Origin of the sequence: Actinoallomurus sp. NPDC052274 (genome assembly GCF_040679475.1) — a bacterium.
GTDB classification, from domain to species: Bacteria; Actinomycetota; Actinomycetes; order Streptosporangiales; family Streptosporangiaceae; genus Actinoallomurus; species Actinoallomurus liliacearum.
On sequence record NZ_JBFAUT010000051.1, the window covers coordinates 22,511 to 37,444 of the forward strand.

A 14,934-nucleotide genomic window follows, 5' to 3' on the forward strand; every position below is an offset into this window, starting at 1 on the left:
GTCGCCGTCCCCCCGCAGAGAGAGTTCCGTGTGCTGATCCGACTTCTGCGCGCCCATCTGCGCCCCTATCGCTGGCCGCTCGCCCTCGTGGTGGCGTTCCAGCTGGTGCAGACGCTGGCCACGCTCTATCTGCCGACCCTCAACGCCGACATCATCGACCAGGGGGTGGTGAAGGGCGACACGGGTTACATCATGCGTACCGGCGGGGTCATGCTCGCCGTGTCCGTCGTCCAGATCGTCTGCTCCATCTGCGCGGTCTACTTCGGCGCTCGTACGGCGATGGCCCTAGGCCGCGACATCCGGTCCGCCATCTTCGACCGGGTCCAGTCCTTCTCCGCCCGCGAGGTGGGCCGGTTCGGCACGCCGTCGCTGATCACCCGGACCACGAACGACGTGCAGCAGGTCCAGATGCTGGCCCTGATGACGTTCACCATGATGATCGCGGCGCCGATCATGGGCGTCGGCGGCATCGTGCTGGCGCTGAACCAGAACGTCACGCTGTCGTCGCTGCTGGTCGTCATCGTGCCCGTGCTCGGCACGGTGATCATGCTGATCATCAGGCGGATGCGGTCGCTGTTCCGGCTGATGCAGGACCGCATCGACACCATCAACCGGGTGCTTCGCGAGCAGATCACCGGGGTGCGGGTCATCCGGGCCTTCGTCCGCGACCTCCCCGAACAGCGGCGCTTCGCCACGGCCAACACCGAGCTGCTCGACGTGTCGCTGGGCACCGGTCGGCTGATGGCGCTGATGTTCCCGCTCGTGATGTTCGTGATGAACATCTCCAGCGTCGCCGTCCTGTGGTTCGGCGGCCACCTGATCAACAGCAACTCGATGCAGGTCGGCGCGCTGACCGCGTTCCTCACCTACCTGATGCAGATCCTCATGGCGGTCATGATGGCGACCTTCATGTTCATGATGGTGCCGCGCGCGGAGGTGTGCGCCGAGCGCATCCAGGAGGTCCTGGAGACCGGCTCCAGCGTGGTCCCTCCGGCGGACCCGGTGCAGACGCTCGGCGTGCACGGTCACCTGGAGCTGCGGGACGTGGAGTTCCGCTACCCGGGCGCGGAGGAGCCCGTCCTGTCCGGCGTCGACCTGGCCGCCCGGCCCGGTGAGGTCACGGCGATCATCGGCTCGACCGGCAGCGGCAAGACCACGCTGCTCAACCTGATCCCCCGGCTCATGGACGCGACCGGCGGCGCCGTGCTCGTCGACGGCGTCGACGTGCGCGAGCTCGACCCCGTGACGCTGTCGGACGCGGTCGCGTTCGTCCCCCAGCGGCCGTACCTCTTCTCCGGAACGGTCGCCTCCAACCTGCGGTACGGCCAACCGGACGCCACCGATGAGGATCTCTGGCACGCCCTGGAGATCGCCCAGGCCAAGGACTTCGTCGAGAAGATGGACGGCCGCCTCGACGCCAAGATCGACCAGGGTGGCACCAACGTCTCCGGTGGCCAGCGCCAGCGGCTCGCCATCGCCCGTGCGCTCGTCCGCCGGCCCGAGATCTACCTGTTCGACGACTCGTTCTCCGCGCTGGACTACGCGACCGACGCGGCCCTGCGGGCGGCGCTGACCGCCGAGACCGCCGAGGCGACCGTCGTCATCGTGGCGCAGCGGGTCTCCACCATCCGGCACGCCGACCGCATCATCGTCCTCGACGAGGGCCGCGTCGTCGGCACCGGCACCCATCACGAGCTGATGGCCACCAACGACACCTACCGGGAGATCGTGCTCTCCCAGCTCACCGAGCAGGAGGCGGCGTGACATCCCCTTCAGGAGAACGCGCGGTACCGCGCCGCGGGCCCGGGCCGGGCGGTCCGGTCCACGGCCCGGCCAGGTTCATGGCCGGGCGGTCGACCGAGAAGTCGCTGGACTTCGGCGGGTCGAGCCGGCGGCTGCTGCGGATGCTGCGACCGGAGCGGCCGCTCATCGTCGTGACCCTGCTGCTCGCCGTCGCGAGCGTCGCGACGACCGTGGTCGGCCCGCGGATCCTCGGGCACGCCACCGACCTGATCTTCGCCGGGGTCACCGGCCGCCGGTTCCCCGCCGGCACGAGCAAGGCCGAGGTGGTCGCCGGCCTGCGGAGCAGCGGTCACGGCACGCTCGCGGACATGCTGAACGCGCTGGACTTCGTGCCCGGTCACGGCATCGACTTCGGCAAGGTCGGGATGGTGCTGCTGGCCGCCCTGGCGCTGTTCGCGGTGGCCGCGGTCCTCGGCCTGGTGCAGGGACGCCTCACGACGACGATCGTGCAGCGGTCGATGTTCCGGCTGCGTGAGCAGGCGGAGCTGAAGCTGGCCCGGCTGCCGCTGAGCTACTTCGACCGCCAGCCGCACGGTGAGGTGCTCAGCCGGGTCACCAACGACATCGACAACCTCGCCCAGACGCTGCAGCAGACGCTCAGCCAGATGCTGACCTCGCTGCTCACCATCGTCGGCGTCCTGACCATGATGATCGTCATCTCGCCGCTGCTGGCGCTGATCGCGCTGGTGACCGTGCCGGTGTCGGTGCTGGTCGCGGCGCGGATCGGCAAGAAGGCGCAACCTCAGTTCATCAAGCAGTGGGCCACCACGGGCCGGCTGAACGGCCACATCGAGGAGATGTACACCGGGCACTCCCTGGTCAAGGTCTTCGGCCGGCAGGAGGAGTCCCTGGAGACCTTCCGGGAGCACAACGACACGCTGTACACGTCGAGTTTCAAGGCGCAGTTCATCTCCGGCATGATCCAGCCGGCGATGATGTTCATCGGCAACCTGAACTACGTCCTCGTCGCGGTCGTCGGCGGCCTGCGGGTGGCCTCGGGATCGCTGTCCCTGGGCGACGTGCAGGCGTTCGTGCAGTACTCCCGGCAGTTCACCCAGCCCATCACGCAGGTGGCCAGCATGGCGAACCTGCTGCAGTCCGGCGTCGCCTCCGCCGAGCGCGTGTTCGCGCTGCTCGACGCGAATGAGCAGGATCCGGACCCGCAGACGCCGGTCCGGCCCGAGGGCGTACGCGGGCGGGTGGTGTTCGAGAACGTCTCCTTCCGCTACAACCCGGACACGCCGCTGATCGAGGACCTGTCCCTGTCCGTCGAGCCGGGCCAGACGGTCGCCATCGTCGGCCCGACGGGGGCCGGCAAGACCACCCTGGTCAACCTGCTGATGCGGTTCTACGAGGTCACGGGCGGCCGGATCACGCTCGACGGCGTGGACGTCGCCGAGATGACCCGCGAGGACCTGCGGTCCAAGACCGGCATGGTGCTGCAGGACGCCTGGCTGTTCGGCGGCACCATCGCCGAGAACATCGCGTACGGGGCGGCCGACGCGACCCAGGAGCGGATCGTGGAGGCCGCGCGCGCCACCCACGTCGACCGGTTCGTGCGCACGCTGCCCGACGGGTACGACACGGTCCTCGACGATGAGGGCGCAGGCGTCAGCGCCGGTGAGAAACAGCTGATCACGATCGCCCGGGCGTTCCTCGCCAGGCCCACGATCCTCATCCTGGACGAGGCGACCAGCTCGGTCGACACCCGCACCGAGGTCCTGATCCAGCGCGCGATGAACTCCCTGCGCAAGGGACGGACCAGCTTCGTGATCGCGCACCGGCTGTCCACGATCCGCGACGCGGACCTGATCCTCGTCATGGAGTCCGGCAGCATCGTCGAGCAGGGCACCCACGACGAGCTCCTGAAGGCCGAGGGCGCCTACGCCCGCCTCTACCAGGCGCAGTTCGCCCAGGCCGTCGCCGAGGTCGACTGAATCGAGATTCACGGCCGGGGCGGGCCACCGATCCGGCCACGCGGAGGTCGAGGACCGGGGCAATCCCCGCGGGCACGCGGACGCAGTGCGGCCCTCCCCCGTTGGGGGGAGGGCCGCTGTTGAGGGAGGGACCGGCCCGAGGCCGGTCCCTCCTTACCGCCGCCTGGTGTTGGTCACGGTGTGGGTCCCGCCGAACTCGCCGTTCTTGTACTCCGGAGTGACCCACGTCGACCCGCCGTTCCTCTGCAGGTCATCCCGGACGCGCTCGACCTGGCTGGTGGGGACGCCCGTCTCCTGGGTCTCGCTCCTGCCGGTCGAGTCGGCGCTGTGTCGCCTGACCATGTGCTCTCTCCTTCGCTTGCGACGCCGCGGTCTACCGCGACGTCGATGGGTACTAAGGAGAACGTCCGGGACATCCGCGAAACGGCCACCAGGATCGCCGGAGCATCCACCCCCGTGCGTCACGGAGTCAGGACGATCTTGCCTCGGGTGTGGCGCTTCTCGAGTTCGCGGAAGGCGTCCCGGACCTGGTCGAGCGGGTAGGCGCGGGCGATCGGGATGTCCAGCTCGCCCTTGTCGACCAGCGCCGCCAGCTCGGCGACCACCTCTGCGGTGGCCGCCTCCGCGTTGGCGTCGGTCTTGACGCCGTACTTGGCGGCGGCGGCCCAGTCCTTGATCGTGTCGATCCGCTCCGGAGCGACGCCGAGCCCGATCGCCAGGTCGACGTAGCCGTCGCCGAACGTGTCGATGAACGCGTCGACCTTCCCGCCTGGAGCGGCGGCCCGGATCCGGTCGGCGACGCCCTCGCCGTACGTGACGGGGATCGCGCCGTGGTCCGTCAGCCACTGGTGGTTGGCCTCGCTCGCCAGCCCGATCACCCTCGCGCCGGCGCGCCGCGCGAGCTGGACCGCGAACGTCCCCACTCCCCCGGCGGCGGCGGAGATCACCACCGTGTCGCCCGGTCCCGGGGCGACGGCCCGTACCGCCGCGTACGCCGTCGTCCCCGCGACGTACAGCGACCCGCCCTGCTCCCACGAGACGTTCGCCGGCCGGGGCAGCAGGTTCGCGGCCTCGACGAGGACGAACTCGGCGTGGCTCGCCCGGTCGTCGGTGAACCCGATGACCTCGTCTCCGGCGGAGAAGCCGGTGACGTCCGCGCCGACCTCCTCCACGATCCCGGCCAGGTCGCTGCCCTCGCCGGAGGGGAACGTCGCGGGCCACTTCTCGTGCAGCGCCCCGGTGCGGATCGACACCTCGCCCGGGTTGATCGACGCCGCCTTCACCCGTACGAGGGCCTGGCCGGCCCCGGGGACCGGCCGGTCCACCTCCACGACCCGCAGCACCTCGATGGCGCCGTACTCGTCGAATCGCACTGCCTTCATCGCGTACTCCCTGATCTCGAAGCCCGCCGCCGTTTCGGCCGGACACCGATGAGACTGCCAACGTGCCGCGGCGATGACGAGCGGAGCGCTTTCCCTAGGATCGGCGATCCCTGGCTGAGCGTCCGGACCCGGTGACGGCTTCGGCGATGATTGGGGACATGCAGATGGACCGCCGTGAGCTCGCCGACTTCCTGCGTCGTTCCAGGGAACGGCTGCGCCCCCAGGAGGTCGGCCTGCCGGCCGGGCCACGCCGCCGTACGCCCGGGCTGCGGCGCGAGGAGGTCTCCCAGCTCGCCGGGATGTCCGCGGACTACTACATGCGCCTCGAGCAGGCCCGCAGCCCGCAGCCGTCGCCGCAGATCCTCGCCTCGCTGGCGCACGCGCTGCGCCTGACCGAGGACGAGCGCGACCACCTGTACCTGCTCTCGGGGCACCGGCCGCCCGCGGGCCGCCCGGCGGGCGACCACGTCCGGCCCGGCCTGCTGTACCTGCTGGACCAGCTCAAGGAGACCCCGGCCCACATCACGAACGACATCGGCGACCTGCTCGCCCACAACACCATGGCCGAGGCGCTCCTCGGCTGCATCTGCTCGGTCCGCGAGCAGGACCGCAACTTCATCTGGCGCTGGTTCACCGATCCCACGCTCCGGCGGATCTACCCGGCCGAGGAGCGCGAACGGCAGAGCCGCGCCCACGTGGCCGACCTGCGGGCCTCCGTCGCCCGACGGGGCAACGACGCCGCCTCGACCCGATTGATCGCCCGGCTGCGGGAGGCCAGTCCCGAGTTCGCCGCGCTGTGGGAGCTGCACGAGGTCGCCGTGAGCCGGAAAAGCCGCCTGCGCGTCGACCATCCCGTCATCGGCCCGATCGAGCTGGAGTGCGAGACGCTGCTGAGCCCGGCCGAGGACCAGCGGCTCACCATCTTCACCCCGCCGCCGGGCACCTCGAACATCGACCATCTCAGCCTGCTGCGCGTCCTCGGCCACGACGACTTCGTCCCCGCCGGCCCGGGGCGCCGGTGAGCCGTACTTGAGTCGTAGTTCCAATTACCGCTAGGGTGCGGGCGTGGCACGCACCAAGGGATTCGACCCGGACGCCGCCGTGGACAAGGCGATGGAGGTGTTCTGGGCCAATGGCTACGCGGGCACCACGCCCCGGCAGCTGAGCGAGGCGCTCGGCATCGGCCCCGGCAGCCTCTACAACACCTTCACCAGCAAGCACGCGCTCTACGAGCGGGCGCTGCGCCGCTACTACGAGCGGGAGACCGTCCGGCTGATCGAGCTCCTGGACGGGCCCGGATCGCCGCGGCAACGACTCCGGGCGGCCATCGACATGGTCGTCACCGCCGCCCTGGACGACCGGGAGCGGCGCGGCTGCATGGCCGCCAACGCGGCGGTCGAGTTCGCCGACGAGGACGACGTCGTGCACCACCTCGTACGCCGGATCTTCGACCGGCAGGAGGCGGCGTTCCGCAGCACGATCGAGGAGGGCCGGCGCGCCGGCGAGATCGATGCGGACGCCGACGCCGCCGCGCTGGCGTCCTTCCTGCTCGCGACGATCAACGGCATCCGGGTGCTGGCCAAGGCGGACCCGAGCCCGGCCCGGCTCTCGGCGATGGCCGACACCGCGCTGCGCGCACTCTAGGAAACCCCTGACGTGGCGTGCCCTGAGCAAGGCACGCCCCAATTCTGTAGCTACAGCTCAAGAATGGAGCGATCATGGATCTGCGACTAACCGGGAAAGTCGCCGTCGTCACCGGCGCCAGCAAGGGCATCGGGCTGGCCATCGTGCGGTCACTCGCCGGCGAGGGCGCGCGGGTGGTCGCCGCCGCCCGTACGGCCGGCGCGGTGACCACCGGACCGGCCGGCGCGGAGCCGACCGGACCGGCCGGCGCCGTGACCACGGTGCCGGTCGACCTCACCACCCCGGACGGCGTCGCGGCCCTCGCCGCACGCGCCGGCGACGCCGACATCCTGATCAACAACCTGGGCGGCGTCGCCGAGGAGAGCATGCGGGCCGGCGGGTTCCTCGGCACCCCTGACGACGCCTGGCAGCGGACGTACGAGCTGAACCTCTTCAGCACCGTGCGGGTCACCCGCGCGTTGCTGCCGGGCCTGCTGAGGCGGCGTGGAGTCATCGTCAACATCTCCTCGATCGGGGCGCGGGCGGCGTTCCAGCCGGTCGACTACGGCACCGCGAAGGCGGCGATGACGAACCTGAGCAAGGCGCTCGCCGAGGAGTTCGGCCCGCAGGGCCTGCGGGTCCTGACCGTCAGCCCAGGACCGACGAGGACACAGAACTGGGGCGACCCGGACGGTTACGCCGGAGAGCTCGCCCGCGCGGCCGGGGAATCGCTGGAGGAGTTCCTCGCCCGGGTGCCCGAGCGCATGGGGATCACCACCGGCAGGCTCACCGAGCCGGAGGAGACGGCCGCGCTCGTCACCTTCCTCGCCTCCCCCCTGGCCGGGAACCTCACCGGCGCCGACTACCTGGCCGACGGCGGCGTCATCAAGACCATCTGACGGGGCGAGCCGGCCGGCCGCTCGGCGGTGATCCCTGGCGATCGCGGTGCCCTACGGGCGGCGCACGCCAGGGATCACCGCTCAGAGGCCGAAGAGCGGCAGGCAGGCGGCGAGGCCCTCGATCGTGACGGGCATCGTTCGCCGGGCCTGCCAGCCGGCGCGGTCGAGCCGCAGCCGACGCGCCACGACGGGACGGCCGCGGACGACGTAGCGATCGATCCCATCCTCCTGGTAGCCGAACTTGCGGGAGACCGCGAAGGACGCCCCGTTGTCGGCGAAGGCGGCGGACCGGGCGTACTCCGCGCCCAGTCCCTCGAACGCCAGGTCGAGCACTGCCGCGCGCATCTCGGTGCCGATCCCCTGCCCCTGATACCGCCGGCCGAGCCAGGATCCCGTCGACACCTCGCGGAGGATGGCGAAGTCCTTCGCCTTCACCGCCTGGGTGCCGACGATCACGCCGTCGAGGTCGACCACGAGGTTCAGGGTCCAGGCCGACGGCAGCCAGGCCGCCCACTCCGACCAGTGGTACTGCAGGGTTCCGCGCGCGCGTTCGGCCGGCGGAGCGTCGGTCCACGGCACCGTGAACGGCTGGACGTCGGGGTCGTGCACGCCCTCGGCCGCCAGCTCGGCCAGGGCGTCCAGGTCCTCCAGAGTGGGGACCCGCAACCGGAGCCGCGGAGTGCTCACCCGGAGACCGAACAGGGGCCAGTGGGATGAGGTCATGCGGCGATTGTGCAGCCCACCTTCGCCCGCCGCACCCGCTTTTCTTCGCCGTCGGCCTCGTTCGGACGGGAGTCAGTCTAGACATTCGGTCAAAACGCCGGTCAACTCGGGACAATATGGCCGACATGGCTGTTTCAGGGCTAAGCTCCCGCGCGTGATGACCACCACACCGACCGCAAGAGACCTGTCGTGACCGCGGCGCAGCCGGAGTTCGCAGGCGCGCGTCTCGGGGCGGTACCGCTGTACGGGCGGCGCTTCACCGAGGACACCGAGGAGCTCTTCCGGGAGATGCGGCGCGACCACGGACCGGTCGTGCCCGTCCTGCTCGAGAGCGGCGAGCCCGCGTGGCTGGTCATCGGTTACCGCGAGGTCCACCGGGTGCTCACCGACGGGCAGTCGTTCGCGCGCGACCCGTACCGCTGCCACGGCCCGGACTACGTGCCGCCACAGAACTCGGGGTACCTGCCCGGCATCCTGATGTTCCTGGACGGGCCCGGTCACGCGAAGCGCGTCGGCGCGATCGCGACCGCGCTCGCCGACGTGGACCAGTTCGAGCTGCGCGGCGACTGCGAGCGGTTCTCCGACCGGCTGATCGACACGTTCGCCGCCGCCGGCGAGGCCGATCTCATCGAGCAGTACGCCTACCACCTGCCGATGCTCGTCATGGGGAGCATGCTCGGGCTGCCCGACTCGCAGCTGATGGCCGTCGCGCAGGACATGAAGATGATGAACGACGGACGGGAGGACGCCGTCGACGCGTTCGGCCGGTTCGTCGTGACGATGACGGAGCTCATCGCGCGCAAGCGCGAGCGGCCGGGCCCGGACGTGACGTCCCGCGTGCTCAAGTACTCCACCGAGCTCACCGACGACGAACTGATCGGGGACCTCCTCGTCGTGATGTCCGGCGGTCAGGAGAACACCGCCCACTGGATCGGCAACACGCTGCGTCTCATGCTGACCGACGACCGGTTCTCGCTGACCCTCTCGGGCGGTCGCCGCAGCGTCGGCCAGGCGCTCAACGAGGTGCTGTGGGAGGACTCCCCGATGAAGACCTGCCCACCCCGCTGGGCGGTCCGGGACACCGACCTCGGCGGCCGGGCCATCCGATCCGGTGACGTGGTCATCGTCGGGCCGGCCGGCGCCAACGCCGACCCGCTGGTACGGCCCGACGCCGACGGTCACTCGGGCGGCAACCAGGCCCACCTGGCGTTCGGCGCCGGCGAGCACGGATGTCCGGACCCGGCGCCCGAGCTCGCCGAGGTCATGGCGCACACCGCCATCGAGGTGCTCCTCGACCGGCTCCCGGACGTGCGGCTCGCGGTTCCGGAGGACGCGCTCGAGTGGCGGCCGGCCTTCCACATCCGCGGCCTGTCGGCGCTGCCGGTGCGCTTCGAACCGACGTACGCCGTCCAGCGGGGCTGACCGCAGGATCGGATCGTCCGGGCAGCCGCTGTCACGCCCGCTCGGACAGGGCGTGGACGGGGACCGGCGGAGGCCGGGCGTCAGCTTCCGGTCGCGCTGATCGCGTGTGCCCCGCTGGTCACGACGGAGGGCAGGCCGGTGGAGGGAACGTAAGTCCCGTACGTCCACAGCCACTCGCCGGTGAAGCGGTTGTAGTAGCGCTTCGGCCCCAGACCGAGGAAGTCGTCGGAGGGCTTGTACCACACGTCCGGCTTCGTCGCCGTGTAGCGGAGCCCCTGGACCACGGCGCTCAGCACGAGCGCGCCACCGTCGGTGGTCTTCAAGGCGTAGACGGGCTGCGGCCGGGCCTTCCACTCGGTACGGCCCTGCCACCGGTTGCCGCTGTTGATCTGCAGTACGGACTTGGCCCAGTCCCTGCCGAGCGTGGAGGTGAGGGGGCCGGAGGCAAACTTCTCCGGAGATTTCTGGCGGGCGGCGGTGTAGGTCAGGTAGGTGGCGAGCCGGGTGCCGACGTCGAGGGCCGGTCCGGTCGTCACCGCGGTCGCCGAGCCGTCCGCGCCGCGGGCGATCGACGGCAGCTTCTGGCCCTTCGCCAGCCAGGAGCCGACGGCGGCCTTGTACTTGCCCCCGCCGGTGTCGACCATGACGAGGAACTCCTTGTCCTTACCGCCGCGCACCGGCGCGAAGACCGCGAACCAGGCCGGGCTCACGTCACGCGGGATGAAGAACTGGGGGTTCTGGTAGTGGAAGGCCTTGATCTTCTTTTCCTGCTTGGCCCGGATGCGCTTGTTGCCGACCAGGTCGACCTCGAGCATCGGCCCGGTCTCGTTCTCGCGCAGCAGCGCGTCGGAGACCTTGGCGTTCGCCTCGTTGTTGACCCGTTCGTAGTTGGTGAAGATCGTTCGTGCCTGCGCCTCGGTCAGCGCGGGGGCCGCGTGCGACTTGGTCGACGCGGACGGGCGTTGTTCGGCCGGCTTGCTCTCACCGCCGCATCCCGCGGCGGCCAGCACGCTGAGAGCGACAGACCCGAGGACGATCCCTTTTCGCACGCGAGGCTCCGTAAAAAGGAAGTAAAACGCGAAAATCATACTGAACGTCGCAGGTCGCCCCGAAGCGGGGCGTCCGCGCCGGGCGCGGACGGGCCTTCGTGGACCGTCCGACGGACCGTCCCCTGATCACGGCCGGCGCCGGTTCAAGATCACGTCATACTGGAACCCGGCAGGTGGCGAGGAGGCGGAGCGGATGGTTCCCGAGCAGGCGGAGTACGACATCGTCGTGGTCGGCGGCAGTGGGGTGGACACGATCGTGCGCGTCGGCTCCCTGCCGGTCCCGCTCGCCGACTCGGTCGCCGTCCCGCCGATCGAGGAGTGGCCCGGCCACACCGGCGGGAACGTCGCCCTGGGCGCCCGGGCGCTCGGCCTGTCGGTCGCGCTGCTCGACTACATCGGCGACGACTGGATCGGCGCCCAGGTACGCGCGCGGCTCGCCGAGGGGGACGTGGAGTTCGCCCCGATGATCTCTCCCGCCGGCACCCGCCGCGCCGTGAACCTGGTGGACGCGACCGGCCGCCGGATGTCCTTCTACGACGGCCGCGACCCGGCGGACCTGCGGATGCCCAGGGACCACTACCTGCCCTGGCTGAGCCGGACCCGCCACGTCCACCTGTCGATCATGAACTTCGCGCGTTTCCTCTACGACGACATCGCGGACCTGGGCGTCCCGGTCTCCACGGACCTGCACGACTGGGACGGGCTGGCCGACCACCACCGGGAGTTCGCGCTCCGCTCCGACCTCGTCTTCTTCAGCGCCGCGGGCGCGGGCGAGGGCTTCACCACGGTGATGCGGGAGATCCTCCGCGAGGGCCGCGCGGAGACCGTGGTGGCCACGGCCGGCGCGGACGGCGCGTACGTCCTCACCCGCGACGGCGGCTCCACCCCGCGGCACGTCCCGGCGACCGTCCCGCCCGCACCGGTGGTGGACTCCAACGGCGCGGGCGACGCGTTCGTCTGCGGCTTCCTGTACGGCAGACTCGCCGGACGGGACGTGGAAGAATGCGCCCGCCTCGGCGCGGTCGCGGGCGCCTACGCCTGCACGGCTCCGGGCTCCACCGCGCTCATCTCCGCGGAGGCCCTGCGCACCGCGTAGCACTCACGCTCCTTCGGCACCGCGTAGCACTCAGGCTCCTTCGGCACCGCGCAGCACTCACGCTCGGCGAGCGCGTCAAGCCGAAGGCCGGAACCGGCAAGACCGCCCGCGCCGCGGGGAAAAGCGCCGCGCGTCGCGCTCGGTCACCGCTAACGTCCGCTTCGTGACCGACTTCGATGCCGCAGAGCGCGACTACCTCGACGAGTTCGGTGATATCGACACAGCCATCGAACTCGTCAAAGGGCTCAACGCGGAGCTCGACGAACCCGCCGACGAAGAGGAGGCCATCCGGCTCCTCCGGCGGAGATTCGCCACCGACCAGGCAGTCCGTGACGTCCGCACCGGCTGCATGACCCTCCTCATGCTCTTCGGGGCGATGTTCGACGAGCCCCCGTTGGACTTCGTCCCCGCCGCCATCCGCAAACTGGGCAAGATCCGCGAGATTCCCGAAGACGTCCTGCCGATGATCGCCGGCGGGATGACCGCGGCGTTCCTGCGCATGTCCCCGAACCAGTGGCGGGACGCCCTCGGGCCGGTCTCCAACGTGGAGACCATGTCCTGGGTCTACGCGACCTGGACCCTGGTGAACTACATCGACCACTGCAAGGAGGAGAAGGGCGCCGCGTTCCGGCAACTCGACGAGACCATGCGCCGGGTCTTCGACACCATCGCACTCGAGGACCACGAACGGTTCTGAGAAGAGCTCACGCGCGGAACTCCGGGTCCTCCGCCCGGAGCGCCCGATCCTCCCAGTACGCGGCGCGATCCTGGGCGCGGGTCATGAGGTGGCTTCTGACCGCTACGACGATGTTCGCCGTGACGAAGGCTCCCACGATGCCCCCCGTGGCAACGCTCGTGGCGATCGTGATGAGGGCGTTCACGGTGCCCCGCCCATGAGGGCGCGGGTGAGGTGTCCAGTCATTCGAGCTCGGGTTCCCTTCCGGTCGAAACGTCGGAAGGGAGGCGCCTCCCTTGGTCAAGCACACCATGTCCAACCGGGGGCCTCCTGGTTGCAACCTGGTGATGGCCCGGCGAAAATCGGGATGTGCCGGAGGAATCGGGGACGCCAGACTTCGCGCGGCTGGTCGCCGATCTCAGACTCCTCCGCGAGAAAGGGCTGACGAGGCTCCGCCGGATCAACGTCCCGGCACTGGAAGAGGCGACACGGCGGTGCCGGCCGAACTCCTCGGCCTCGACGCGACCCGCGATCGAAGAACTCCTCAGAGCGGCGGTGTCCCGGATAGGCGGCGGATTCCTCGGCGAGGCCGCCGAATACACCTTCGGATTGGCCCCCGGCACGCGGGCCTGGCCGGCACAGCAACGACGGCGAAAAGCCGCCGAGATCTGCGGCGTGACGACGGACCACTTCAGGAAGTCCTACGAGATCACGATCCTCGAACAGGTGGCCGAGGAGATGATCGCCTCCATCGAGCGGTCACCGACGCCTTTCGACGGGGAACCGAAGGCATCGGCCGTCGGCGACACGTCCGACACCGGGCACATCGTGATGCGCACGGTCGTCGGCGACGCCGTCTTCGTCGAACGCCTGGCCGAGGCCACCAGCGCCACGATCGTGGATCCGACCCACGAGGATCTGGCGGATCACCTGGAACGCGCGCTGGTCCGCAAGAGGCGCAGGTTCGGCCCGGCCGCCTTCTGGGAGGAGCTCCGGGTCGTCTTCCTGAACGACGACCTCCTCGGCCTCGTACGGGACGATCTGACCGTCCGGTTCCCCGACGCCGCGGAGGCGGCCCGCGAACGACGGCAACGGGCGGGCCTCGCCAGGCGCACCGTCACGTCATTACTGCTGCGCCTCGGCACGCCCGGCCGGTGGAGCGTCCACTCGTACGCGGGGCTCGTCCAGTTCCCGGGCGCGGTGCTCCGGATGGCCGACGGTCACAACCTCGTTCACCTGACCGGAACGCGCTCGCATCGAGCCGGGCCGGAAATGCTGCGCTTCGAGTTCGAGGATCGACCGGACCACTACTTCGAGTCGGTGTTCCAGGAGGTGGTGGAGAACAGCAGGGAAGAGCACGAGGTGGTGCTCGTCGGCTCTCCGACCGAAGCGGGATTCGCCTGCTCGGGCGCGCGGTTCCGGCGCGGGGTGATGATCCCGCAGCAGAACGTCCACGACTGGCTCCCGGCGGTCGTGATAATCACCTGGCGGCGAAGGGGCGGCACCACAGAACCGCTTCTGGAGATCAATACCCCGAAGAACTCCACCCGGGAGCTCGGCAAGGCGTCGCATCTCAGCGGGTACGTCAATCAACGCGACCACGTGACGCAGGACTCGGCGAACAGCATGGCCCCGAATTTCCTGATCGGACCGGCGACCGCCAAGGCCGCGGTCCTCCGCGAACTGCGGGACGAGCTCCGCGTGACCGAGCTGCCGAGGGAGCCACGGCTCACGAGCACGCCCGGTTTCTACTATCCGGACAAGGAGAACCTCTTCTTCTACGTCTTCGAGGTCGAGATCCCGGCCGAGACGCGCTTCGCCCCGAGCACGCACATGTACCCCTGGTCCGTGGAAGAGGTGCTCCAGGTCCGCGAGCATCAGGTCGTCAACAACACGATCCTGGCGCTGACGGAGGACGGGCTCACGCGCGGGCAGCGCAGAATGGCCCTCGCCATCGCGGGCCTGAACCTCACCGTCCACGGCCACGACGACCTGGCGCGACGCGTGTCCGAGCAGAGCCGGCAGGACGAGCTCGACCCCCGGCTCGTCGAGGAGCTCACCGAACTCGCCGGCCGCTCGCGCTTCAGCCGCTACGCCGCCGGCCGTGAGCTCTCCATCGAGGGCCTGGCGGGCCTGCAGTACCGCAACTTCTTCACCGACATCCTCCCGGTGTACGCGCAGGTCGGCGTGGCCTCCGCCGCGGAGATCCTGGCCTCCCTGCACGCCGACCCGGTCAGAAGCCGGGCGATCGGCAGGCTGGCGGCCTCGTACGGTGACGAGCAGATGATCACAGCGCTACCCATCGAGGTGTGAGGAGAGAGCCG

At 70.2% G+C, this 14,934-nt stretch carries 14 protein-coding genes; 9 read left to right on the plus strand and 5 right to left on the minus strand.

All coding sequences use genetic code 11. The annotated features are described in order from the left end of the window. The first annotated feature begins 30 nt into the window (after positions 1 to 30). Positions 31 to 1,764 (plus strand): ABC transporter ATP-binding protein, encoded by a 1,734-nt coding sequence (locus AB0K82_RS33020; protein ID WP_364404599.1) that lies wholly within the window; start codon positions 31 to 33, stop codon positions 1,762 to 1,764. After that, complete coding sequence (locus AB0K82_RS33025; RefSeq protein WP_364404601.1) at positions 1,761 to 3,740, plus strand: ABC transporter ATP-binding protein; 1,980 nt, start codon at positions 1,761 to 1,763, stop codon at positions 3,738 to 3,740. Before AB0K82_RS33020 ends, AB0K82_RS33025 begins: the two co-directional genes overlap by 4 nt. 153 nt (positions 3,741 to 3,893) lie before the next feature. Here the strand turns inward: AB0K82_RS33025 and AB0K82_RS33030 are convergent, their stop codons facing one another. Together AB0K82_RS33030 and AB0K82_RS33035 are read right to left on the minus strand one after the other, a co-directional pair. Then, complete coding sequence (locus tag AB0K82_RS33030) at positions 3,894 to 4,082, minus strand: hypothetical protein (RefSeq protein ID WP_364404603.1); 189 nt, start codon at positions 4,080 to 4,082, stop codon at positions 3,894 to 3,896. 119 nt (positions 4,083 to 4,201) lie between these two features. Continuing rightward, positions 4,202 to 5,122 carry an NADP-dependent oxidoreductase gene (locus AB0K82_RS33035; RefSeq protein WP_364404605.1) on the minus strand — a complete coding sequence of 307 codons (921 nt, stop codon included), beginning with the start codon at positions 5,120 to 5,122 and terminating at the stop codon, positions 4,202 to 4,204. 158 nt (positions 5,123 to 5,280) lie between these two features. Here AB0K82_RS33035 and AB0K82_RS33040 point away from each other — a divergent pair, with 158 nt between their 5' ends. The 3 genes from AB0K82_RS33040 (at position 5,281) to AB0K82_RS33050 (ending at position 7,644) form a co-directional block, all read left to right on the plus strand. After that, the gene (locus AB0K82_RS33040; RefSeq protein WP_364404607.1) at positions 5,281 to 6,144 is read left to right on the plus strand and encodes a helix-turn-helix transcriptional regulator; all 864 of its coding nucleotides are present in this window, start codon (positions 5,281 to 5,283) and stop codon (positions 6,142 to 6,144) included. A 43-nt stretch (positions 6,145 to 6,187) separates the two neighbouring features. Next, complete coding sequence (locus AB0K82_RS33045) at positions 6,188 to 6,766, plus strand: TetR/AcrR family transcriptional regulator (RefSeq protein ID WP_364404609.1); 579 nt, start codon at positions 6,188 to 6,190, stop codon at positions 6,764 to 6,766. Positions 6,767 to 6,840: 74 nt separating this feature from the next. Continuing rightward, positions 6,841 to 7,644 carry an SDR family oxidoreductase gene (locus AB0K82_RS33050; protein ID WP_364404611.1) on the plus strand — a complete coding sequence of 268 codons (804 nt, stop codon included), beginning with the start codon at positions 6,841 to 6,843 and terminating at the stop codon, positions 7,642 to 7,644. Positions 7,645 to 7,725: 81 nt separating this feature from the next. On the opposite strand, the gene AB0K82_RS33055 is transcribed toward AB0K82_RS33050, so the two are convergent. Beyond that, positions 7,726 to 8,367: a GNAT family N-acetyltransferase gene (locus AB0K82_RS33055; protein ID WP_364404613.1), complete on the minus strand. Its 642-nt coding sequence runs from the start codon at positions 8,365 to 8,367 to the stop codon at positions 7,726 to 7,728. Between the two features lie 189 nt (positions 8,368 to 8,556). Here AB0K82_RS33055 and AB0K82_RS33060 point away from each other — a divergent pair, with 189 nt between their 5' ends. Then, on the plus strand, positions 8,557 to 9,789 hold the full coding sequence (locus tag AB0K82_RS33060) for a cytochrome P450 (RefSeq protein ID WP_364404615.1): 1,233 nt from the start codon (positions 8,557 to 8,559) through the stop codon (positions 9,787 to 9,789). 80 nt (positions 9,790 to 9,869) lie between these two features. On the opposite strand, the gene AB0K82_RS33065 is transcribed toward AB0K82_RS33060, so the two are convergent. Further along, positions 9,870 to 10,838 (minus strand): hypothetical protein, encoded by a 969-nt coding sequence (locus AB0K82_RS33065; protein ID WP_364404616.1) that lies wholly within the window; start codon positions 10,836 to 10,838, stop codon positions 9,870 to 9,872. A gap of 193 nt (positions 10,839 to 11,031) precedes the next feature. Between AB0K82_RS33065 and AB0K82_RS33070 the strand changes: the two genes are divergently transcribed. Both AB0K82_RS33070 and AB0K82_RS33075 read left to right on the plus strand, forming a co-directional pair. Beyond that, a complete protein-coding gene (locus tag AB0K82_RS33070) occupies positions 11,032 to 11,934 on the plus strand; it encodes a PfkB family carbohydrate kinase (protein ID WP_364404618.1) in 903 nt (300 codons plus the stop codon). A 163-nt stretch (positions 11,935 to 12,097) separates the two neighbouring features. After that, positions 12,098 to 12,631 carry a hypothetical protein gene (locus AB0K82_RS33075; protein WP_364404619.1) on the plus strand — a complete coding sequence of 178 codons (534 nt, stop codon included), beginning with the start codon at positions 12,098 to 12,100 and terminating at the stop codon, positions 12,629 to 12,631. 7 nt (positions 12,632 to 12,638) lie between these two features. Here AB0K82_RS33075 and AB0K82_RS33080 read toward each other — a convergent pair whose 3' ends face one another. After that, positions 12,639 to 12,815: a hypothetical protein gene (locus AB0K82_RS33080; RefSeq protein ID WP_364404621.1), complete on the minus strand. Its 177-nt coding sequence runs from the start codon at positions 12,813 to 12,815 to the stop codon at positions 12,639 to 12,641. A gap of 164 nt (positions 12,816 to 12,979) precedes the next feature. Here AB0K82_RS33080 and AB0K82_RS33085 point away from each other — a divergent pair, with 164 nt between their 5' ends. Continuing rightward, on the plus strand, positions 12,980 to 14,923 hold the full coding sequence (locus tag AB0K82_RS33085) for a hypothetical protein (protein ID WP_364404623.1): 1,944 nt from the start codon (positions 12,980 to 12,982) through the stop codon (positions 14,921 to 14,923). The last annotated feature ends 11 nt before the right edge of the window (positions 14,924 to 14,934 follow it).

Excerpts from the sequence above, each read along its gene's own strand:
- AB0K82_RS33055 (WP_364404613.1), bottom strand. The coding sequence starts at position 8,367 with ATGACCTCATCCCACTGGCCCCTGTTCGGTCTCCGGGTGAGCACTCCG.
- AB0K82_RS33070 (WP_364404618.1), top strand. The coding sequence starts at position 11,032 with ATGGTTCCCGAGCAGGCGGAGTACGACATCGTCGTGGTCGGCGGCAGT.
- AB0K82_RS33030 (WP_364404603.1), bottom strand. The coding sequence starts at position 4,082 with ATGGTCAGGCGACACAGCGCCGACTCGACCGGCAGGAGCGAGACCCAG.
- AB0K82_RS33035 (WP_364404605.1), bottom strand. The coding sequence starts at position 5,122 with ATGAAGGCAGTGCGATTCGACGAGTACGGCGCCATCGAGGTGCTGCGG.
- AB0K82_RS33050 (WP_364404611.1), top strand. The coding sequence starts at position 6,841 with ATGGATCTGCGACTAACCGGGAAAGTCGCCGTCGTCACCGGCGCCAGC.
- AB0K82_RS33040 (WP_364404607.1), top strand. The coding sequence starts at position 5,281 with ATGCAGATGGACCGCCGTGAGCTCGCCGACTTCCTGCGTCGTTCCAGG.